Genomic DNA, 21,310 nt, shown 5'->3' on the forward strand with positions numbered 1-21,310 from the left:
TTTATAAATATTGATAATAACTTAATTCAAGAGCTATCGGTTGCACTTAATCAAGTAAAAATACGTCCTACAGCGTCAAAAATAGTTCGTTATTATTTTCCTGGCTTTTTAGGAGTTCGTCCCTTAGTAAAAGACCCCATTGCAATTTTTTCTACTGAGTGGTTAGCGACACAATTTGATATGGATGTTGTGGTAATTATCCGTCATTATGCTGCCTATGTTTGGAGTGTATTAAAAGATCCAACTCATATGCATTCGTTTCAATCAGTTTTTATTGAGCAGCCAAAACTACTCGAAAAATTATCTGATTTAGAAACTGAAATTGTTGCTGCAATAGATGAAACAATGCCACTTTGGCAACGGGCAGCTGTTTTTTGGAAAGCAATTTATGCAATGGTAGTTAGTTACCGTAAGCAATATCCAAATTGGCTGTTCTATCGTTATGAAGACTTAGCTCTTGCTCCTTTAGAGGGATTTCGTAGTTTGTGCCAAGATTTGAATCTTGAATTTACGGACAATGTAGAGCAGATAATTAAACATCACGCTATTAATGAATTACCAGAAGAGCAAGATTTAAACTCTCATGTGAAACGGTTTCGCAGTGATAAACATGTCTATGATTGGAAGCAATTTCTTGAGCAAGAACAAATTTTAGCTATTAGACATATAACTGAACCAATAGCTTCAGAGTTTTATGGTGAAGGCGATTGGTAGCCTTGATATTTAAATGACTATTCTTCATATTAACCAAACTGATAAAATAGGTGGAGCTGCGATCGCAGCCTATCGTATTCATCAAGGGCTACTGAGAAATGAAATCGACTCTAGATTTTTGGTTGATTCTGCAATCACTAATAGCAGTCGCGTAGCTAAAGTTCCTCCTCGGGGTAAGATAGATGATCAGCTTCGTAAACTCACGACAGCTTTTGGTTTAAATAATATTTATATAACTAACAGTGCAGAAATTTGCCAACATCCATTTTATGAAAATGCCGATGTCCTCCACTTTCATAATCTGCATACTGGTTATCTCAACTATCTGGCTTTGCCTAGTATTACTCGTAACAAGCCAGCCGTGTTAACACTGCATGACATGTGGAGTTTTACAGGACACTGTGCCTATAGTTTTGATTGTAAACGTTGGCAGAGCGGATGTGGTTCATGTCCTTATCTAGACACAGATCCTGCTATAACAAGGGACGCTACTGCGATTGAGTGGAAACTTAAACAGTGGAGCTATCGGCGATCTAATTTAGCTGCAATTATTGCTACTAGCCAATGGAACGCTGCACAAGCAAAACAAAGCATACTTAGTCATATACCAGTTCACTATATTCCTCTTGGTGTAGATATAGAAGCTTATCAGCCCTTTGATACTAAACAATGTCGCTCCTTATTGGGATTACCTACTAACAAGAAGGTTTTGATGTTTGGGGCGCAAAATCTAACCAACTCTCGTAAAGGAGGAGACCTTCTACTTAAAGCACTTTCAAGTTTACCTCAATCTCTCAAAGGGGAAATAGTACTGCTGACTTTAGGAGATGGAGGTGAAGTAATCAGTGAATCAGTTGGTATACAAACACAAAACTTAGGTTTTGTTAGTAGTGATCACCTTAAAGCAATAGCTTATTCTGCTGCTGATCTATTTTTATTTCCCACTCGTGCTGATGCTTTTGGGTTAGTAGCCCTAGAAGCTATGGCTTGTGGTACTCCTACAGTTAGTTTTAAAGTAGGTGGTGTTCCTGATTTGGTACGACCAGGAACCACCGGGTATTTAGCAGAACCTGAGAATGTTGAAGATTTCTGTAACGGTATTATTCAACTCCTAACAGATCACAATTTGCGTGAGTACATGAGTCAACAGTGCCGAAAAGTGGCGGTTGCAGAGTATTCTTCAAAACTTCAAACTGAGAGACACATAAATCTATACCGTTCAATCTTAGAGGAAAGCAAGGATCGGCTAAGTAAACCAACAAGCTAATTTTACCAATCTTGGCTAGTATCGTAAAAAAAACTATCCTTAATAATCTCTTCAAACGAGTAAAGACAACGTTCTGGAAACCTTCGCAATTGTAAATCGCTTTCTCGTAAAGCCAAATCAACACATGCTTCATAGCCATTTATCATTGCTTCTTCCAACCGAGACTTTAAGCTCGGATTTTGCTGCAAATGCCGTTTAATAGCCCGACGTTGCTCTCTAATACTCAAAACCAACATACCAGTATGGTAACTTGTAAATCCCTTATTAAGCCGGAGATTATTGTCATCTCTTCCGTACAACCTGCGCCAACTAGTGCAGGAGAAATCCTACTGCACCGCCATCTAAGTCAGCTAGATGGGTGGAAGGTTTCAGTGGTGCCCAATCCCCAAGACTTACCAACAAGATTAGTAAAAAGGCTGAATCGCACTCGATTTCATACCTGGGGCAACAATTTAAATGTTCTCACTCATGGTCGCAGTTGGGATCCCCTGTGCCATTCTCACCAACTATCAAGCCAAAAAGCAATTGTGCTCACTGTTGCTCATGGTGATGGCTGCTGGGCGGCTTTGCGCTTTGCCAAAAAACATGGCTTGCCCCTAGTAACTATTTTCCATGACTGGTGGCCAGATTTACCTATTGTTCATGCCCCTTTTCGGCAACTAATCGCACGGCGTTTCCAGCAGCTTCATGATAGCTCAGACTTGGTACTTTGCGTCAGTGAAGGCATGCAAAACGCTTTAGGTTCGCATCCCAATAGTCAAATTCTTTATCCCATTCCAGCTTCTCTACCATCTGAACCAAGATCTAATAATTCCATAGTCGATAAATCTCGTCCCTTGCGAGTTGTGTATTCTGGAAATCTCTATGAATATGGCCCAATGTTAGGGGAGTTGTTGCAGGGAGTTAAAGATCATCCTAGTTTACAGGTACAGCTTCGGGGAAAAAACCCTAATTGGTCGGCAGATGTTCAAAAGGAAATGCGAGAGCGCGGTTTGTGGCTAGACTTTGCACCCAGATCTGAGTTGAACCAGTGGCTAAGTTCAGCCGATGCTTGTTTGGTGACCATGAGTTTTGATCCTGCTATGAGGCGGCGCATGGAAACGAGTTTTCCTTCTAAATTGCCTGAATATGCTCAATTTTGTAAACCGATTGTGATTTGGGGACCAGAGTATGCTTCGGCGGTGCGTTGGGCTAAGGAAGGTAATAAGGCCATCTGTGTGACTAGGGAAAATCCAGCTGAATTAGTTTCAGCCCTTGAAAAACTCCAGAGAACTGCTGAGTTCCGCAAGCATTATGCTAAGCAGACTTGCCTGGCTGCTCAAAAACAGTTTAATCCATTAGTAATTCAAGAAGCTTTTTGTAAGGCAATTAGCGATTTGGTTTTTATTTAAAGATGCCAAAATTATAACAAAACTGGTGAATGAAACTAATTCAGTTTTTGAAACTATGCCTGATGTTAGTATTATTGTCCCTCTTTACAATAAAGCCCCTTATATAGGTGCAGCGATCAATTCTGTCCTTGCACAAACCATTACTGATTGGGAACTGTGGGTCGTAGATAATAACTCTACAGATAACGGCTTAGAAATCGTCCAAAAATATTGTGACCCGAGAATCCATCTTATTTCATGTCCTAAACGTACAGGTGGGCCTGGAGCACCTCGCAACGTGGGGTTAAGGCATGCAACAGGAACCTGGGTCTTATTTCTAGATGCTGACGACACGATAGAATCGACTCATTTAGAAAATTTATTGTCGCCTGTTGAGGATCATCCTGACGCAGCTATCATTGCCGGACATTGGCAAGAATATACTAATTCAAATCCACAACAGCGCACCTTGAAAGCACCTGCTGGCTATGGTTCAACAGCTTCTGGCTTTCCTGATGGAGCAATTGCCTTTGCTTCCTGGGCAGTGCATTCAGCAATAGTTAGGCGAGATATTTTGCATACACCATTTATTTGGGTTGAAGCGCTTGACCGTTATATGAGTGAAGACACAGCCTTTTGGTTTCGCCTTACTTCTACATTCTCGGTAGCATATACTGCTAGCGCTGGTGCACTCTATCGCCAAGAAATTGAAGACAACCGAAATCAGCCAGATGTTCTGGCTTTATGGTTTCAATCTATGAAGGCAATTACTACCGCTAACATAGAGTTTCTTAGTCAACAACAGCGATCGCTAACCGCAAAACATTGTGAAAGTCTCATGCGTCTCTACTCAGATATTTATCTGAAGGCACGACTACAAAATGACGCCACAACTGCTCATGAAGCAATGAAAATCGCTAAGGAATGGCTCAAAGAATGCTCAAATCGAAAAGGTTGTAGGTCTTTTTCACTCAGGGTAAGGGAAGTACTAGGATTGCATCGATTCCTTTCTATCATGTATTGGCAACAAAATTTAGTCACAACAGTTAAGGTGAATTATTTATGATATTTGGAATTGTAGTAACAACTATCTACAGTGGTAACTTTCTCGACGAATATTTCGAGCATTTCAAAGCAAGAAACCAGCTTGATCAGGTTCGCTTTTATATTGTTGGCGATCTATCTACACCTCCTGAGTGTCGTCAGCGAGTCGAAAAGTATCAGGGGGAGGGGTTGCCTTGGTTTTATCTCGGCCAAGAAGAACAGAATAAATTTTTAGCTCCATTTCCAGAACTAGCAGCTGAGATTCCTTGGAAAACTGATAACCGTCGGAATGTAGGGTTTCTAATGGCCTACCGCGATCGCTGTGATGCCATTATTGCCATTGATGATGACAACTATCCTCGGGCTGATTGGCCATTTTTAGAAGGTCATCAACATGTTGGCAAACAGACTACCTTACCGACAGCGACTGGCTATCAACAGTGGTTCAACCTCTGCACCATGATGGATGTTAACTGTGAACGCCAAGGTGTCAGCGGCACTGTGTATGCCCGTGGTTTTCCCTACAAGCGACGTGATCCTCGCTGTAGCAACATTGATACGACCTCTAGTACTGGTCTAGTTAGCATTAATGCTGGTCTATGGTCTGGAGATCCTGATGTGGATGCAGCTACCCGCTTAGTCACTGGATGTGCGGCAGAAGCCCAATTTAGCCAAAGTGTGCTTCTAGCTCCAGAAACACTAATGCCTATAAATACCCAAAATACTGCGTTAATTCGAGATGCAATTCCAGCTTACTATTATGTGAAGATGGGGCATCCAGTTGGAGGAATGAAGCTCGACCGCTTTGGTGATATTTTTAGTGGTTTCTTTGTTCAGAAATGTGCCCAAGCTGTCGGCCATCGAGTACGCATAGGTAGTCCTGTAGTAGAGCATCGTCGTTCATTTCACAATCTCTACAAAGATCTCTGGAATGAACTAGCAGGCATGGTGGTAATTGACGATATGTTACCACTATTAGAGAAACCGTTACCTACAGCCACAACCTATAGCGAAGCTGCCGTATGTTTAGCTTCATGGATCATGGAGTGGAGCCATAGACAGAAAGGCTTTTTATGGGACGCAGCACTTGAGCAATATTTCTCAAATGTTGCTCGTAATATTGAACTTTGGGTATCTGTTTGTCGAGAATTAGATTCATAATGACTTCTCTTGTTTCAACTGTCTTAAACGATCGTGAGGGTCTCAAGTTGTTTTTTCAACAAATGGAAAAACAAACACGCTACCCTAAGGAAATTGTTATTGTTGATGGTGGTTCTTCCGATGGTTCGTGGGAGTTAATGCAAACCTATGCTGAGCAAGGAACTATCCCTTTGCGATGCTATCAAGATGTAGGTTGCAATGTGGCTAGAGGACGCAATTTAGCCATTCAATATGCAAAACATGACCTTATCATTTCCACTGATATTGGCTGTGAGTGGGATCCGGAATGGCTTCAAGAACTCGTTGCTCCGCTAGAAGCTGACTCTAGTGTTGATTATGTAGTTGGTAGCTGGTCTGTTAAGCCCGACTCAGTTCATACACCCTGGGCTAAAACTGAGTTAGTGCTGCGAGGGCATGTTTTTATTGCAACGCCTGAAGCAAATGCAACATCGCGCTCAGTTGCATATCGCAAACAGGCATGGGAAAACGTTGGAGGTTACCCAGAAGATCTGACGCTGGCAGCTGACGACACAGTTTTTGACTACTTAATTAAAAAGCATTGCATTAAGTCAGCTGCAGCACCTATCGTGCGCTGCTATTGGCACAGATTTGAGCGCTTACAGCAATATCTCAAAGAAGAGAAGCGCAACTTCTTCGGTGATGGAGAAGCCATGACCCGCAATAACTACTTTGTCTTAGTGGGGGGCAGATTATTGCTTGAAGTTCTAGGTGTAGCCAGCGTAAGTCTGCTCCTCCTTGACACGCCTTTATCCTATCTAACTCTTGTAGGGCTGCTTTTTAGCCTAATATCCATTAGCCATCGCATATTAAAATTTAGCCCCAAGGCTCAACAACTGGCTCAGTTAGGAGTCTCATTTGCACTATTTCATCTGATAGCTTTCCATTATCTTGCAAAACTGTGGGCATTATGGGGCTATGTCAAAGGGTATTTACATGGTGCTAAACACTGTCAAGACTGTCGTCGTCGTTTGCATAAACCTTTAGAGGCTTTGCTTTGAGACTATAGCGGTTTTTAGCCTAATGAAGTACACAGAATTTTTTACCTCTTCCCTCTTCTGACTTTACTGCTACCTTCTCCTTCCTCCCTGCTCCCTGTTCCCTGCTCCCTAAAACCAAAAAACTTGTACCTTACTAGCTTAAAAACCGCTATAATGAGCATTCCAATCATTTTTATCCACCATGGTAATGCTGACTGTCTTTTTTATGCAGTTTGGCATGCCAAACAGACCAATCCAAACTCTCGAATTATACTATTAGGTGATAAGGCAAATGCCCATTTCATCTGGTTACTAGGCATTGAGCACTACTACACAAAGAACTATACCCAAAGCGCTCAGTTATCTTTGAAGAACTATATCCATCTGAGTACAAACGGTGAAGAATTTGAGAGATTTTGCATTGCTCGATGGTTCATTCTCCATGAATTTTTAACACAGAATTCAGATATTGGTCGGTGTGTCTATCTGGATTCCGATATTTTAGTGTACGATTCATTAGATGAGCCAGCCCAGAACTTGTCTAAATTTGGCATGACGATGGTGTTTTATTCAGCCCATACAAATTTTATAAATCAGCCGAATTTGTTAGGTGAATTCTGTAGTTTTATTCGCCGACACTATGATGAGGAAGATTTGAGGCAATGGTTACGGTGTCATCATGAAAATTTTATCGCTGAAGCGGGATGCGGTGGCATTTCCGATATGACGTTTTTCCATAAATTTACCCTCAGTAATCCTGATAAGATTGCGACCCTTTTTAAACCGATGTTAATTAATTCAAAGCTCTGCACATTTGATGAGCGTATTGATTCAGATGCAGGTGGTTATCAACTCAAATCAGATGGTTTAAAGTTGATTAATTGGCAGCAATATATTCCATATGGAAAACATAAATTATCGGGAAAAATTATTAAATTTTTTACACTTCATTTTCAAGGAAGAAATAAACAAATAATGGTAAGTTTTGTATCTATAATAAATTACATTTTTTATATAAAAAAAGCCATTAATAATATTATCTTATTAAAGACAAATACTTATAATAAGTTACAACGATTCTTCAAAAGAATATAGCTTAAATTTATAATTTATTTAATTTACATATTGAGGTAAGTAAGATGGGACTAGATAGACACGGTACTAAGTTTTTACTATATGCTAAATCACAAGGAGTTGATTTCGATCATACAGCTACTATAGGTAGGCAGGGGTTACATTTAGATTCCTGTGAGCTTAAGAATAATTTCTCCTTGTTTGGTCAAGAAGTATTTGAAAAGTACTTACAGGAAATATTTCAAAAACATGGAGGATAGGCCGATGGTTTTTTTCTGCACATTGGTGCGAGTATTATTGATTCTTTTGATTACTCAGATTATGAAAATTGCACTTATGTTCATGACATGAATTTACCGCTACCAGATTGCTATAAAAATAAATATTCAGTTGTTTTATATGGCGGATCTTTAGAACATATATTTAATTTTTCTATTGCATTAAAAAACTGTATGGATATGGTTAATGTGGGTGGAAATTTCATGTCAATAACACCTTGTAATAATTTTCCAGGACATGGTTTTTATCAATTTAGTCCAGAAATTTTATTCAGATGTTTTTCTAAAAACAATGGCTTTCAAATAGAGAAAGTATTCATTGTAGAAGATGACTGGCACAAGAATAATGTCACTTGGTTTTCTGTTGTAGATCCAGATAAAGTAAGAAAACAGGCCGTTTTCAGAAATAATCAACCTACTTTTTTAATGGTTTTAGCTAAAAAAATTAGTTCAATTAATACCATTGATTCTGAAGTTCCTCAGCAGAGTTTTTATACCCTTACCTGGAGTGGTGATTTATCTTAATATAAAGCTAAAAATACAATTGAGGTTTCTAAAATGTTTCCACTAAAACGCTTAATATACCGACCTGCAAAATCTGTTTTAAGACAAGCGATATCTAACTTAGCAGCTTTGATACAACCAGCTTATGATTCCGAATCTTTTGAACCTTTTAATTTTTGATTTCAATAAATAAATTACCACTACCACCCTATCGTACTATAAAAAGCGATCATTAGATATGTTCAATTGGACTCAATATTCACTCGATCCCAATCAAGGTTATACACATCAAGAGTGGAAAAAATTTTACGATAATATATCTAAATTTGTATTTCAGTATAGAAATGATTTTCTATATTCTTACATCAGTCAGTTTGAAAATATTTTAGATATTGGTTTTGTTGAACATACACTTGACTATATTAACAAAGATACCTGGTTTCATGGAAAATTAAGAAAAAAAGCTGCTGGAAAAGAAGTATGGGGACTAGATTTAAATTCCGAATTAGTAGAAGAGTGTAAAGTTAAGTTCGGATTTGATAACCTTATCGCTGCAGATGCCTGTGGAAAACCAATCAAAGAAAATTATTTCGATATAATTTATGCAGGCCATGTAATTGAGCATGTTTCAGATTTAGGATTATTTTTTAAGTTCTGCCATGGTTCTTTAAAACCAGGTGGAAAGCTACTAATATCAACACCTAATCCCTTTGGCAAAAGCTTTAATCAATGGCGAACAAAGTATAAATTAGTGCCAGTCAATATGGAGCACGTTAACTGGATAACACCATCCTGTATCAATGAGCTTTGCAGAAGATATGATTTTGAATTTGAAAAATCAATCTATCCTAAGCCGCTAGGAAGTAAATTCAGAAGCCTAAGGAAGCTTTTATTCAGTCTATGGAAAGACTATCGTTTTCAAACGAGAGATCTTTATTATGATGAGTATACGTACATTTTAAAAAAGCTCTGATTTTATGTTTCGCATGGATATTTGTTAATTATATTGCTCTTGAATTATCTAACATAACTTGCTCAAAGCTAACTAATTTCATGAGGATTTTATACTATTCTCCTGCCAGCTATGGAGGACTAGCTGACTATGCCCATTACCAAGCTAATGCCCTTGTATCTGCTGGTGCAGAGGTAACGTTACTGACTACGCCCAACTATCCTGTAGGTAGGGGAGAAGCCTATGAGATTGTACCTATTTTGGATGATACCACGGCAAGTCCTGGGGTGCATAAACGAATGCCCAAGGTTCTTAAAGCAGGCTATCTTTCCTATAATCTGCTCACCAATATTGCTAGATTAACCCGTTTTATTGAAGAAAATCGGTTTTGTCACGTCTTAATGGGTTCTTACCTGGAATACCTTGCGCCCTTGTGGGCCCATCGCCTGAGGCAATTAGCCAATCGGGGAGTAATATTCGGTGCAGTAGTTCACGATCCCGTGCGAGATTTTGTCCTGGGGCCTCAATGGTGGCATCGTTGCTCTATTGCAGCAGGCTATTCGTTTCTGCGGGAGGCATTTGTTCATGAAGCAATTGATTTGGATACGGTTCGCCCTATGCCTCAATTGCGCACAACCGTAATTCCCCACGGTATTTATGAATTGCCCCCAGCAAATCAATCTAGGGAAAAAACATGCAACTCACTTGATCTACCTCCAGAGGCTAAGGTGATGTTGTCCTTTGGGCATATTCGTCCGAACAAAAACCTTGACCTGGTAATTGAGGCAATGGCTCGTGTCCCTGATGTATATTTAGTAGTTGCAGGAAAAGAACAGTCTTCTAGTCAACAACTTGCTCGTCGTTATCAAGAATTAGCTGAGGAATTAGGTGTAGCGGATCGCTGTCGCTGGCAGATTGGCTTTATTCCTGAAGGTAAAATACCTAATTTGTTTGACATGAGTGATTTAGTTTTATTGACTTATGATCAGACATTTCGCTCTGCTAGTGGTGTGTTAAGCTTGGCAACTCACCATCATAAACTTTGCTTGGCTTCTAGTGGAGAAGGACCTTTGAAAGAGGTAGTGCAAAAATATCAACTGGGGTTGTGGGTTGAACCTAATAGTGTAACAGCAATTGTCGAGGGCTTAAAGTCATGGCTGGAAACGCCAGTTAAACCTTGCTGGGAAGAGTATTTTCGGGACAATTCTTGGCAGGAAAATGCCCAGATTGTTCTTAGTGTTTTAAAAACTTAAACAAATCTGCCTATAAGTCCTAATCAGTGAATCCTAAAATTATTGCAGGTAGTTTGCTCAACTATCACTACAACCATTGGCTTAGTAACTGTCCCTCCCGTAAAATCCGCATTGCTTACCTCAAGGCATATTTAGCCAGGCTAGGAAAGGAAACATCGGTTCAAATGGGCTGTCGCTTTCTTAACGGGCGTAAAGTCTATTTAGGCGATCGCAACGTAATTAACTTTGGTTGTTTATTGGATGGTCGCCATTATCAAATTCACACTGGTAACGATGTTTCTATTGGTCCAGAGGCAACAATTTTAACCTTAGGACATAATCCCCAATCCCCTAGTTTTGCCGATCGAGGTGGAGATGTCATTATTGGCGATCGCGTTTGGATTGCCTATCGAGCTATTATTTTACCTTCAGTAAAAATAGGAGAAGGTGCGGTAATTGGTGCAGGGTCAGTAGTCACTAAAGATGTGGAACCCTAAACCGTTGTGGCAGGTAATCCCGCTAGATTTATCAAGAAGAGAAATCCAGAGTTAGACTATCACTTACATTACCACCCATGGATCCTGTAAAAAATACCAATTAGATAATAATTAAAATTGTGTTTAAACAATCTCATCAGTGGATCTGCTGTCAAATCGGAGCAAGAGAACATTACGCAATCCCCAGATCCCTACATCAGCAAGGTAATCTATCTCACCTAATCACAGACGCTTGGATTACCCCCCAATCTCCCCTCAACTATCTACCCAAAAACCTACTCACCAGTTTACGCGATCGCTTCCACCCAGATCTTGCTCAAGCATCCACTCACGCCTTTACCAATTCCTTGATTCAGCTAGAAATCCAGCAACGTCTGCAAAAAGTGCGTGGTTGGGAACAAATTATTGCCCGTAATCACTGGTTTCAACAAAACGCTGTCAACTATCTGGCAAAAATTGCTCCAAAATTTAATAAACCTCCCATCCTCTTTACTTACAGCTACGCAGCCTTAGATCTATTACAATTTGCCAAAGCTCAAGGGTGGCGCACTGTCCTCGGACAAATAGATCCAGGAATTGTCGAAGAAAAAATTGTTGCCCAAGCCCACCGCCAATATCCCCATTATCAATCAACCTGGCAACCAGCACCCCCAGACTATTGGACTAACTGGCAAAAAGAATGTCATTTGGCAGACCGGATTTTAGTTAACTCCACCTGGTCTAGCCAAGCCCTACAACAAGTTGGGGTACCCTCAGAGAAAATTGCCGTAATTCCCTTAGCTTACCAAGCACCTACCCAATCTCAAGGGTTTGTGCGCACCTATCCAGAACACTTTTCCCCTCAGCGTCCCCTCAGAGTGCTATTCCTCGGACAAGTTATCCTACGTAAAGGTATCTTTCCCCTGCTGGAAGCAGCTAGATTATTACAAAACGAACCCATTGAATTTCAGATTGTAGGATCCGTAGGGATTACCCTCACCCCAGCCCAACAAAACTTGCCAAATGTGCGCTGGATTGGTTCCGTTCCTCGCAGTGCCACCAGCCAGTATTATCAACAAGCAGATGTATTTCTCTTCCCTACCCTTTCCGATGGCTTTGGTTTAACTCAACTAGAAGCTCAAGCTTGGAAATTACCCCTGATAGTGTCCCGATATTGTGGAGAAGTGGTGAAAGATCAAGAGAATGGTTTGATCTTACCAGAGGTTTCAGGAGAAGCGATTTCTCAAACCTTGCAATGGTGTCTTAATCACCCTCAACAATTGCAGTATTTTGCTCAAAACTCCACAAATCTCTCTCAATTTAGTTTGTCCCAACTCCAACAAAATCTGCAACATATAGGGTACCTAAATGAATTGTGAGAATTTTTGCTCCCTACTCCCTACTCCCTACTCCCTACTCCCTACTCCCTACTCCCTACTCCCTACTCCCTACTCCCTACTCCCTACTCCCTATTCCCTGTTCCCTGTTCCCTTTGTTATTGTTTTGATTAATGACTGATTCTGTAGGGTTTCCCGAAGCCCTTGTCCCTATTTATGTCATGGCTTCAAGCCTACTTTTTATCTTAGTCATTGAAGCGTTTTTAGTCAGAGACAAACGAGCTTGGAGTATTCCCGCCCTGGCGGTGTATGCCACTATTGGAGCCTGGTATTTTGTAGAACTATTTTACACCCCTGAAAATTTTCTGCAGTTTGATTCATTAATACTAGAATACTGTTATTGGCAAATAATTACTTTTTTAATCACTTTTCGCCTAGTAATCCCTTCCCTTTCTCGCCGATTCCTTAAAAACTACCATACTGCTTGGAAATTTACTGCCTTTAATCCTGAGCAACTTTTAATAGTTTTAGCTTTTGTTTGGCTATGTTTATTAGGATATGGTGTTAGCCGTCTCAACGGCGATATTTTCACTGCTTTATTTCCACTTGGAGCTCGTGTGGGACGGCAGATGTGGGGAAGAGCCGCTGCTGCTGGTGGTGATGGATTTATCGTTTCTTCCGCAGCCTATGTTTATACCCTAGTTTGTGCCTTCTTTGGCGTGCTTTTGCCCCTCCCAATGGGCCGTCAATTGAAGACATTAAATCTTTTGCTTGTCTTGATTGTACTGCCCTATTTTATTTTTATGGGAGCCCGTAACCAACTTCTAGCAGTGATTATGCCAGGCTATTTTAGCTATGCGTTATTTTCCCCAGATCCGCTTTGGAAAAAGGTGTTAATTAGCATGGCTACTTTTTGGGCTATTAATGAATTGCTGACGTTAATTATTACTTATCGTAACATTGGTTTTAATGAATTATTGAATCCAGATGTTGCCCCGCAATTCCAAGAAGAAGTAGAGGAAGAAGGGCACTTGGGATTAAATATGCTAGAAGAGCTATGTTATATCAATCAATTTTACCAAGAAGGAAGCCTAAAGTTAACGTACGGAGGTCGCTATTTAGCAGAAGCAGCTAATATAATTCCTAGGGCAATATGGGCTAATAAACCTCTAATTGGAATTGATTATGCTATCTTAAGGGGATTTGGTGGTGCTGATAATGACATTGGGGTATTTGCTACTATTTCAACTGGATTAATTGGACAAGGATTTTATAATTTTGGTCCTATTTTGGGACCAATGGGTGCAGCGGTTTTAATGGCTAGCTGGGTGAGTTTTATGAGTAGGCTTTGGAAGCAGCAATATTCCACCTTGCGGTTAGGATTATTTCTGATTTGTTTAGGGCTAACGTTTAACTTAGGTAGAGAATTTACCCTACTGGTATTATGGCCCGCTTTGTTTGGATATGTGTTTGTGCTTATGCTAGAACGCTACGGATCCAAAAAAGCTCAGGGAAGATTTATTTCTACATCTCATTTATAGCGTTTGGATCTAGGTTGTAAACGCAAGTATTTCCGAAAAAGGCATACAAGAGGCAAAAGGGGTGCATCTCCTAAAAGCTGTTTGACCCGGTGGTGCGTTACGGGCAGCAACCTAACCCTGGCTACGAGGCGGAAAATGAAAACCCCCCTAACGCACCCTACGCAAAATTTAGGTGCGACTTAAAACAGAATTTAGTATATATATTTTTTTATCTAAATCAAGTGCTCAAAATCGCAGTATTGTTTACTAACTATGGCCCCTACCATATTGCCCGTGTCAGTGCCTTACACCAGCATTGTCATCAAATAGGCTGGAATGTGATTGGCATAGAATTAGCAAGATCCGAAGCTGAATATGCCTGGAAAGCTAACTTAAATAATATTCCTTTTGCGCTAATTTCTATTGTTAAAGACCGGCAGCGAGAGGATGTAAAAAATCATCAATTACTCCCAAAAATTTACTCTACCCTAAGGAAGGTTCAGCCTGATGTGGTGGTGATTGCTGGCTATTTTGGATCAGCTATGATTGCCACTTTAGTATGGAGTTTATGGCACGGTAAACTACCAATTTTGCTTTCGGAGACTACAGAAACCGATTTTACTAGAATTTGGTGGCGTGAAACGATAAAGCGCTGGCTACTTAACCGGTATAAATCGGCTTTAGTGGGCGGAAAACCACAAAAACGTTACTTGATCAAATTAGGAGTACCTAAGGAAGCCATTTTTTGCGGCTATAATGTCGTAGGTAATGATGCTTTCCATCCCGACAAAATTAAATCTCTGGCACCTCCTTTAAACAAGCCCTACTTCCTGGCTATCAATCGCTTTATACCTAAGAAAAATCTCCCTTTTGTAATTTCAGCCTACGCTACCTATCGTCAAATAGCTAAAGACAGGGCTTGGGATTTAGTCCTGTGTGGGGATGGTTCAATGCGCTCTCAAATTGAGAAACAGATTAAAGACTTAGGGTTGACTAAGGTTATTCATCTAACTGGTTTTTTACAACAACAAGAACTTCTGCCTTATTTTGCTCACGCTGGCTGCTTTATCCATGCTAGTACTCACGAACAATGGGGATTAGTTGTGAATGAAGCTATGGCGGCTGGCTTACCAGTGCTAGTGTCTAATCGCTGTGGCTGTTTTGAAGATTTAGTAGTTGAAGGTATCAATGGATTTGGTTTTAATCCCTATGATAAGCAACAGCTAACTAAGTTAATGCTTAAGGTAAGTTCAGGGGAAATTGACCTAGACAATATCAGTCAATCCGCCCTGGAACACATCCAGAAATTCTCTCCGGACTATTTTGCTGAAGGGTTGATAAAAGCTGCTAAATACGCCTTAGCTAATCACTAATTACTGATGAAACTTCTGATTGTTATTCCTGCTTTAGGGGCTGTTTATGGGGGTACATCTAAATGCGTAGTGGAACTAGCTCAAGCATTGGGTAACTTAGGCATTACTGTTGACCTGGTAGCCACTAATGCTAATGGTTCTGAGGTGATAGAAGCCCCTATCAAAACCTGGTTACCTAAAACTAATTATCGCCTGCAGTTTTTTCCTTACAAAGGGATTGGAGACTACAAATTTAGTTTTTCCCTTAGTAAGTGGCTATTCCAACACATCGGCGATTATGACTTAGTCCAAACTAATGCAATTTTTTCAGTTCCTAACCTAGCTGCTTACTGGGCTTGTCAATGGTATAATATCCCTTATGTTATTATCCCCCACGGCATGCTTGACCCTTGGGCACTTTCCTATAAAGGCTGGAAAAAACGTATCTACTACACTCTATTAGAAAAGCCTGCTCTCCAAAACGCTAGCGCACTGCAAATGCTAGCCTCTACGGAAGCGGAACAAATTAAACCCCTCAACCTCAAAACTCCTGTTACTATTGCCCCTAACGGCATCCACCGTCAAGACTTTGAAGAACTCCCTAATCCGGAACTTTTTTATCAACAGTTTCCAGCTACTCGTAACAAAACTCTGATTCTCTTCCTAGGACGTATCGACCCCAAAAAAGGATTAGACTTGCTAGCCACAGCATTTGGTAAGATACACCCTCAATTTTCCGACACTCACCTAATTCTTGCTGGTCCTGATAACATTGGTTTCTTATCTACGGCTAAAGACTACTTTGCTAACGCAGGTTGCCTCGATGCTGTTACTTTTACAGGGATGCTAACAGGCTCTCTCAAATATGCTGCTCTTGCTGCTGCTAGTATTTATGTTGCCCCATCCTATTCTGAAGGGTTTAGTATGTCTGTGCTGGAAGGTATGGCTTCAGGCTTACCTTGTGTTATTACCACAGGCTGTAATTTTCCAGAAGCTGCGAAGGCTGACGCTGCATATGTAGTTGATATTGATGCTGATGCTATTGCCAATGCTTTAACCCAGTGTTTGCAATTTCCCCAACAAGCCAAAGAAATGGGAACTCGCGCTCGTCAACTTATCTTTGAACAATACACATGGAAAAGGATTGCAGCTAATTTGATTGACATTTATCAAGCTATTCTTCATCAAAAACCTTTCTAAGAATATATTTGAGGATTGAGTTATCATCTTTATTAAAGAGACAGAAACATCAACTTTAAAGTACTAATTAATATAAGATTATAAATATGAACAATTTCATCGACAAAGTAGTATATACATCTGATAACCCTAAATTAGACTATCGGATTATTTTTACAAGAATCAAAAACGGTAACTTTGAATATATACTGGGCAGATTTTGGTTATTTAGAGGTCTATATTCTCAGTATAAAAAACTTATACAAATTATAAATAAACCACAAACAAAAATAAGCTTTACAAGCCAAATAATTCAAAAATATAATCTCAATATTTATAGGATTGTTGAATCTATCAAGCAAGACTCTTACTACGATCAACTAGAATTAAATGAGCAATCATTAGCTTCTATAGTAAATTATGCTAAAAAATTGCCCTTATCTACCGCATCACTAAATCTGTCATTTACTTATCAGGAATATATTACTCATCTCAAAGCAAAACATACAATTGCTATGGCAGATCTAGATGAACCACTGAAAATAAATGAAATATATCGGCTTAGACATGATGATTTATTGCTAGAAATTTCAGAAAAATATCTCGGTTATTTTCCTGAAAAATGTGATGTAAGATTATGGTGGAGCTTTGCAAATAACCTATCTTCAGAAGAAAGAAGAATACAGTCACAAACTATTGATTATCATTACGACATTCATGGATTTAATTTCTTATACATTAGTTTTTACTTAACCAATGTAGATGTTAATAGTGGTGCCCATGTCCTCGTCAAGTCTAGCCATAAAAATAAAAAAATATCAATGCTTCTTCGCAGTGCTAGATGTCCAGATAAAACAATACAGCAATATTACCCCCAAGAGGATATCATAACAATTCAAGGAAAAGCAGGAAAATGCTTTCTAGAAGATGCCTCTTGTTTCCATAAAGCTTTACCACCAATTCAACGCGATCGCTTATTTCTACAATTGAGGTATTACTAATATGAAAACAACTAAACTAGGTTTCGGTTGCGCTCCTATATTAGGTAGAGTTGACAAGCGTAAAAGTATTCAAGCACTAAAAATTGCATACGAAGAAGGAATTAATTACTTTGACATTGCACGCTCTTATGGCTGGGGTGAAGCAGAATCTATACTAGGATAGGAAATTTCTTAGTCCAAAATAAAATACCTAGAGACAGTGTAGAAATAACAACAAAATTTGGTCTTGTCCCAAAAAACAACAGGCTGATCAGATTATCTAAAAATATAGCCAGAAAAGTTATTAGTATTAATCCTAAAACTCAAACCTTAGTTAAGTCTGCTGCTAGTCAAGTTGCACCAAAAATTGATTTTTCTGTAGATACAGCGAAGACAAGTCTAGAAAAAAGCCTTAAATCTTTGCGTACTGATTATATTGATAATATATTACTCCACGGATACGATTTTCAAAATCCGCCTAATGACATTACTGATATAGTTAATTTTTTGGATTCAGAAAAAAAACGTGGTACGATCAAAAATTATGGATTCTCGACTGATCAATCACTAGATTTAGCCGCCAAGTTTTTTGCCACCAATAATTTGAACCCTGATCTAATTCAACTTCCTTGCCAAATCAGCCAAAAACAAGATTATGTTTATATTAAAAAACTTAATAAAAATGGAATAAAAGTCATTGTTCATTCACCGTTTAATATAGGAAAAAATTCTCAAAAAAATTTTAATAATTTAGTTCGTATTGACTCCTTAAATAACTTCAGTAGTACTTTTAATTTTTCGATTGAAAAGCCTCAAGATATCTATTCAATTTTACTGGGTTATTTCAAATCTATTTATTCTCCCTATGCTATTGTCACTAGCATGTTCAATCCATCTCATATTAAAAAAAATCAAGAGATTATAAATAGACCTGCGCTAACTCAGAAGCAAGCAGAGTTATTCAATCAAATTCTAGTTGAAATTTAAGCCTATTGATTACTACTGTACTATGAAAATAACATCGTATTTAATTCAGTCTCCATTCGCAATTAAAATTCGCTCTAATTTGAGAAAATATTATTTTTGAATAACAATTATACAAACTATTGCTGGCTCAATAAATAAAGAGTATGAAGCTCATTTTAATAAAGAGTTACTTGAGAGTATAAAATCTGGAGATACAGTGTGGGATATAGGAGCTAATATTGGCTTCTATACCCGGAAATTTTTGGATATTGTTGGAACTGAAGGTCACGTCGTTGCAGTTGAACCAGCGCCATCGAGTGCGAACGCATGTAGAAAGCTTATTAATCCGAATAGTTATACAAACTTGACTGTAGTTGAATCAGCACTTAGTAGTGATGTTGGAACAGCCGAGCTTTCTGTTGATGAAGATCCAAGTTCACCAAATAATCGCTTATCAAAGTCCTCATCAAATACTTTGACAATATCTGTCACTACCGGTGATCTTCTATTATAAAATCTGGGTTATTACCCCAATATCATAAAAATAGATGTAGAAGGTTTTGAACTAGAAGTACTTAAAGGAATTCAGACAGTTCTTTCCTCCTCAACATTAAAAGCAGTTTTCATTGAAGTTCATTTTAAGCTTCTCGAAGAAAACGGTTACACAAATGCTATTGAAATGATAGTTAAAATACTACATAAATATGGCTTTTCCACGACATGGATAGATTTTTTACATATCGTAGGATTTAAATCTGTGATCAAATAATCAACTGAATTGATATTGAATATGTACTTCTGTGATTTTGGTTTTGCCGATTGAAAGTATGAATGAGTCTCACGTAAAGGCACAAATGTATTTGATAATCGTTGTTTTAAAAATACCGAAAATTTAAATTAATTTACCGATTCAGTAAGGTAACCTCTGGCTCTGGACTTCTGGAAAGCAAAGCATATTGTAATCTAGCACATTAATTCAGTCCGAATCACCCTAATTAATTTATCTGGAATGCTAGAAAAAATTACCCCACTCATTCTGACCTACAACGAAGCGCCCAACATCCAACGTACCCTTCAACAGCTTACCTGGGCAAAGACAATTGTTGTAATTGATAGTTACAGCACAGATGAAACCTTAGAAATTTTAGATTCAATTCCTCAATTACAAGTCTTTCAAAGAAAGTTTGATTCCTTTGCTGCCCAGTGTAATTATGGACTAGGAAAAATAGAATCTGAATGGGTACTATCCCTAGATGCTGATTATGTTTTAACAGATGAGCTAATTAGTGAAATACAAACCTTGCAAACGTCACCAGACCTAAACAGTTATAGTGTTCGATTCAAGTATTGTATCTTTGGAAAACCTTTGCATGGTACTTTATTGCCACCAAGAAAAGTACTCTACAAAAGAGAAAAAGCAACTTATCAAGATGATGGTCATGCACATCGAGTTATTGTAGATGGCAAATCAGCAATACTCTCTGCTTATATCCATCATGATGACCGCAAACCGTTAAATCGTTGGTTGTGGGCGCAAGACCGATACATGATAATTGAAGTCAAAAAGCTTACACAGGCACCCAAACATGAATTGAGTTTAGGGGATAAAATTCGCAAACAAAAAATTATTGCTCCCTTTATTATCCTATTTTACTGTCTGATTCTTAAGGGCGGAATTTTCGATGGTTGGCATGGTTGGTATTATGCATTTCAACGGATGCTAGCGGAAACTCTGTTATCTATTCGGTTGATTGAATTTGAAAAATTACAGAAGCAGTAAATTTTAACCATTGTCAAATCGGGAATCGGGAATCGGGAATCGGGAATCGGGAGTAGGGAGTCGGGAATCGGGAATCGGGAGTGTGGGGCGGGGGCGCGGGGCGGGGGCGCGGGGAGATGGGGAGATGGGGGGAACCCTCAAGACCGGACTGGATCCCCAAGACTCTTCTACTCCCTGCTCCCTACTCCCTACCTGACAAGGGTAGGTTTTTTACAAAGGGGCGAGTATGTACTTTTATTAGGTATAAATTCCTAAAAATCTGTATCAAAATACACAATTATTTCCGGGATAATTCTCCCCATTTCCCGCTTTTCCCGATTCCCGACTCCCGATTCCCGACTCCCGATTCCCGACTCCCGACCCAAATGTAAAAAACCTACCCCTACTCCCTACTCCCTACTCCCTACTCCCTACTCCCTACTCCCTACTCCCTACTCCCTACTCCCTGCTCCGAAGCTTCCTACAACTCAACCTACGGGAAAATCCTTGTATTGAGCCATGAAACGAAACTTATCTTCACGCCGACGTTTCACCAATAAACCTGGCTTTGGCTACCCTCGCAAAACCCTAGGCAAAATGCGGGTAGCATTTACCTTTAGCATCCTATGTATTGCTGTTAGTTTTATTCCCATTCGCTTAGGGCTCGCCCATCTCCAATCCCCCACTCCTGAGGTGATTCTGACCCTCGGTGGAGATATCACACGGGAAAAATTTACAGCTGAGTTTGCTCAGCAACATCCTAACCTTGATATTTGGGTCTCTTCTGGAGAGCCGACCCCACAAGCCCAAAAGGTCTTTCGGGAAGCAGGTATTCCTGATCAGCGAGTAAATCTTGATCGCCGTGCTATCGATACCGTCACCAACTTTACCTCCCTGGTTCAAGATTTCCAAACCCATGATATCCACCATGTCTATCTAATCACCTCAGACTTTCATATGCGTCGGTCGATTGCGATCGCCTTCTTTATTTTCGGCAGTCAGGGTATTGCCTTCACTCCTGTCGCCATTCCTTCCCAGCAGCCTGAGGAATCCTGGCTGCCAGTGCTACGGGATGTAGGGCGCTCGGTGGTCTGGATTATCACTGGTCGTACTGGAGCGAGTCTTCATTATTATTTGAGAGCATGAT

At 39.5% G+C, this 21,310-nt stretch carries 24 protein-coding genes and 2 pseudogenes; 24 read left to right on the forward strand and 2 right to left on the reverse strand.

The window, feature by feature from the left end; all coding sequences use genetic code 11:
* Window positions 1-180: 180 nt before the first annotated feature.
* Window positions 181-714: a sulfotransferase domain-containing protein gene (locus F6K53_RS12700; protein WP_293017719.1), complete on the forward strand. Its 534-nt coding sequence runs from the start codon at window positions 181-183 to the stop codon at window positions 712-714.
* A 13-nt stretch (window positions 715-727) separates the two neighbouring features.
* Complete coding sequence (locus tag F6K53_RS12705) at window positions 728-1,981, forward strand: glycosyltransferase family 4 protein (protein WP_293017717.1); 1,254 nt, start codon at window positions 728-730, stop codon at window positions 1,979-1,981.
* 2 nt (window positions 1,982-1,983) lie between these two features.
* Here the strand turns inward: F6K53_RS12705 and F6K53_RS12710 are convergent, their stop codons facing one another.
* Complete coding sequence (locus F6K53_RS12710; RefSeq protein ID WP_293017715.1) at window positions 1,984-2,217, reverse strand: DUF29 family protein; 234 nt, start codon at window positions 2,215-2,217, stop codon at window positions 1,984-1,986.
* A gap of 6 nt (window positions 2,218-2,223) precedes the next feature.
* On the opposite strand from F6K53_RS12710, the gene F6K53_RS12715 reads away from it, so the two are divergent.
* The 20 genes and pseudogenes from F6K53_RS12715 (at window position 2,224) to F6K53_RS12810 (ending at window position 20,184) form a co-directional block, all read left to right on the forward strand.
* Window positions 2,224-3,372 (forward strand): glycosyltransferase, encoded by a 1,149-nt coding sequence (locus F6K53_RS12715; RefSeq protein WP_293017713.1) that lies wholly within the window; start codon window positions 2,224-2,226, stop codon window positions 3,370-3,372.
* A 25-nt stretch (window positions 3,373-3,397) separates the two neighbouring features.
* Window positions 3,398-4,417 (forward strand): glycosyltransferase family 2 protein, encoded by a 1,020-nt coding sequence (locus F6K53_RS12720; RefSeq protein WP_293017711.1) that lies wholly within the window; start codon window positions 3,398-3,400, stop codon window positions 4,415-4,417.
* Window positions 4,414-5,556, forward strand: coding sequence for a hypothetical protein (locus F6K53_RS12725; protein WP_293017709.1), 1,143 nt, complete (start codon window positions 4,414-4,416; stop codon window positions 5,554-5,556). Before F6K53_RS12720 ends, F6K53_RS12725 begins: the two co-directional genes overlap by 4 nt.
* Complete coding sequence (locus F6K53_RS12730) at window positions 5,556-6,575, forward strand: glycosyltransferase (protein ID WP_293017707.1); 1,020 nt, start codon at window positions 5,556-5,558, stop codon at window positions 6,573-6,575. The genes F6K53_RS12725 and F6K53_RS12730 overlap by 1 nt, the downstream gene beginning before the upstream one ends.
* Before the next feature lie 153 nt (window positions 6,576-6,728).
* The gene (locus tag F6K53_RS12735; RefSeq protein ID WP_293017706.1) at window positions 6,729-7,649 is read left to right on the forward strand and encodes a hypothetical protein; all 921 of its coding nucleotides are present in this window, start codon (window positions 6,729-6,731) and stop codon (window positions 7,647-7,649) included.
* 44 nt (window positions 7,650-7,693) lie between these two features.
* Entirely contained in the window at window positions 7,694-7,888 is a 195-nt protein-coding gene (locus F6K53_RS12740) for a hypothetical protein (RefSeq protein WP_293017705.1), read from the forward strand.
* Between the two features lie 87 nt (window positions 7,889-7,975).
* A complete protein-coding gene (locus tag F6K53_RS12745) occupies window positions 7,976-8,431 on the forward strand; it encodes a hypothetical protein (protein ID WP_293017704.1) in 456 nt (151 codons plus the stop codon).
* A 217-nt stretch (window positions 8,432-8,648) separates the two neighbouring features.
* The gene (locus tag F6K53_RS12750) at window positions 8,649-9,383 is read left to right on the forward strand and encodes a class I SAM-dependent methyltransferase (RefSeq protein ID WP_293017702.1); all 735 of its coding nucleotides are present in this window, start codon (window positions 8,649-8,651) and stop codon (window positions 9,381-9,383) included.
* Between the two features lie 80 nt (window positions 9,384-9,463).
* Complete coding sequence (locus F6K53_RS12755) at window positions 9,464-10,615, forward strand: glycosyltransferase (RefSeq protein ID WP_293017700.1); 1,152 nt, start codon at window positions 9,464-9,466, stop codon at window positions 10,613-10,615.
* Between the two features lie 344 nt (window positions 10,616-10,959).
* A pseudogene (locus tag F6K53_RS12760) lies at window positions 10,960-11,088 on the forward strand (DapH/DapD/GlmU-related protein); the annotation flags it as partial.
* Window positions 11,089-11,210: 122 nt separating this feature from the next.
* Window positions 11,211-12,449, forward strand: a complete 1,239-nt coding sequence (locus F6K53_RS12765) for a glycosyltransferase family 4 protein (RefSeq protein WP_293080958.1) — start codon at window positions 11,211-11,213, stop codon at window positions 12,447-12,449.
* Complete coding sequence (locus tag F6K53_RS12770; protein ID WP_293080961.1) at window positions 12,439-12,588, forward strand: hypothetical protein; 150 nt, start codon at window positions 12,439-12,441, stop codon at window positions 12,586-12,588. Before F6K53_RS12765 ends, F6K53_RS12770 begins: the two co-directional genes overlap by 11 nt.
* Window positions 12,581-13,948 (forward strand): hypothetical protein, encoded by a 1,368-nt coding sequence (locus F6K53_RS12775; RefSeq protein ID WP_293080964.1) that lies wholly within the window; start codon window positions 12,581-12,583, stop codon window positions 13,946-13,948. The genes F6K53_RS12770 and F6K53_RS12775 overlap by 8 nt, the downstream gene beginning before the upstream one ends.
* Window positions 13,949-14,169: 221 nt before the next feature.
* Complete coding sequence (locus tag F6K53_RS12780) at window positions 14,170-15,300, forward strand: glycosyltransferase family 4 protein (RefSeq protein WP_293025365.1); 1,131 nt, start codon at window positions 14,170-14,172, stop codon at window positions 15,298-15,300.
* 6 nt (window positions 15,301-15,306) lie between these two features.
* Window positions 15,307-16,479 carry a glycosyltransferase gene (locus F6K53_RS12785; protein ID WP_293025366.1) on the forward strand — a complete coding sequence of 391 codons (1,173 nt, stop codon included), beginning with the start codon at window positions 15,307-15,309 and terminating at the stop codon, window positions 16,477-16,479.
* A gap of 86 nt (window positions 16,480-16,565) precedes the next feature.
* A complete protein-coding gene (locus F6K53_RS12790) occupies window positions 16,566-17,459 on the forward strand; it encodes a phytanoyl-CoA dioxygenase family protein (protein WP_293025367.1) in 894 nt (297 codons plus the stop codon).
* Between the two features lies 1 nt (window position 17,460).
* Window positions 17,461-17,622, forward strand: a complete 162-nt coding sequence (locus F6K53_RS12795; RefSeq protein WP_293025368.1) for an aldo/keto reductase — start codon at window positions 17,461-17,463, stop codon at window positions 17,620-17,622.
* Window positions 17,623-17,666: 44 nt separating this feature from the next.
* A complete protein-coding gene (locus F6K53_RS12800; RefSeq protein ID WP_293025402.1) occupies window positions 17,667-18,425 on the forward strand; it encodes an aldo/keto reductase in 759 nt (252 codons plus the stop codon).
* A gap of 130 nt (window positions 18,426-18,555) precedes the next feature.
* Window positions 18,556-19,173: pseudogene (locus F6K53_RS12805) on the forward strand (FkbM family methyltransferase).
* Between the two features lie 240 nt (window positions 19,174-19,413).
* Window positions 19,414-20,184: a glycosyltransferase family 2 protein gene (locus F6K53_RS12810; protein ID WP_293025369.1), complete on the forward strand. Its 771-nt coding sequence runs from the start codon at window positions 19,414-19,416 to the stop codon at window positions 20,182-20,184.
* Between the two features lie 3 nt (window positions 20,185-20,187).
* Here F6K53_RS12810 and F6K53_RS12815 read toward each other — a convergent pair whose 3' ends face one another.
* On the reverse strand, window positions 20,188-20,325 hold the full coding sequence (locus F6K53_RS12815; protein ID WP_293025370.1) for a hypothetical protein: 138 nt from the start codon (window positions 20,323-20,325) through the stop codon (window positions 20,188-20,190).
* Here F6K53_RS12815 and F6K53_RS12820 point away from each other — a divergent pair.
* Together F6K53_RS12820 and F6K53_RS12825 are read left to right on the forward strand one after the other, a co-directional pair.
* On the forward strand, window positions 20,301-20,555 hold the full coding sequence (locus F6K53_RS12820) for a hypothetical protein (RefSeq protein ID WP_293025371.1): 255 nt from the start codon (window positions 20,301-20,303) through the stop codon (window positions 20,553-20,555). The genes F6K53_RS12815 and F6K53_RS12820 overlap by 25 nt on opposite strands.
* 127 nt (window positions 20,556-20,682) lie before the next feature.
* On the forward strand, window positions 20,683-21,309 hold the full coding sequence (locus tag F6K53_RS12825) for a YdcF family protein (RefSeq protein ID WP_293080971.1): 627 nt from the start codon (window positions 20,683-20,685) through the stop codon (window positions 21,307-21,309).
* Window position 21,310: the final 1 nt, after the last annotated feature.

Origin of the sequence: Moorena sp. SIO4A1 (assembly GCF_010672065.1) — a bacterium.
In the GTDB taxonomy this organism is placed as follows: Bacteria; Cyanobacteriota; Cyanobacteriia; order Cyanobacteriales; family Coleofasciculaceae; genus Moorena.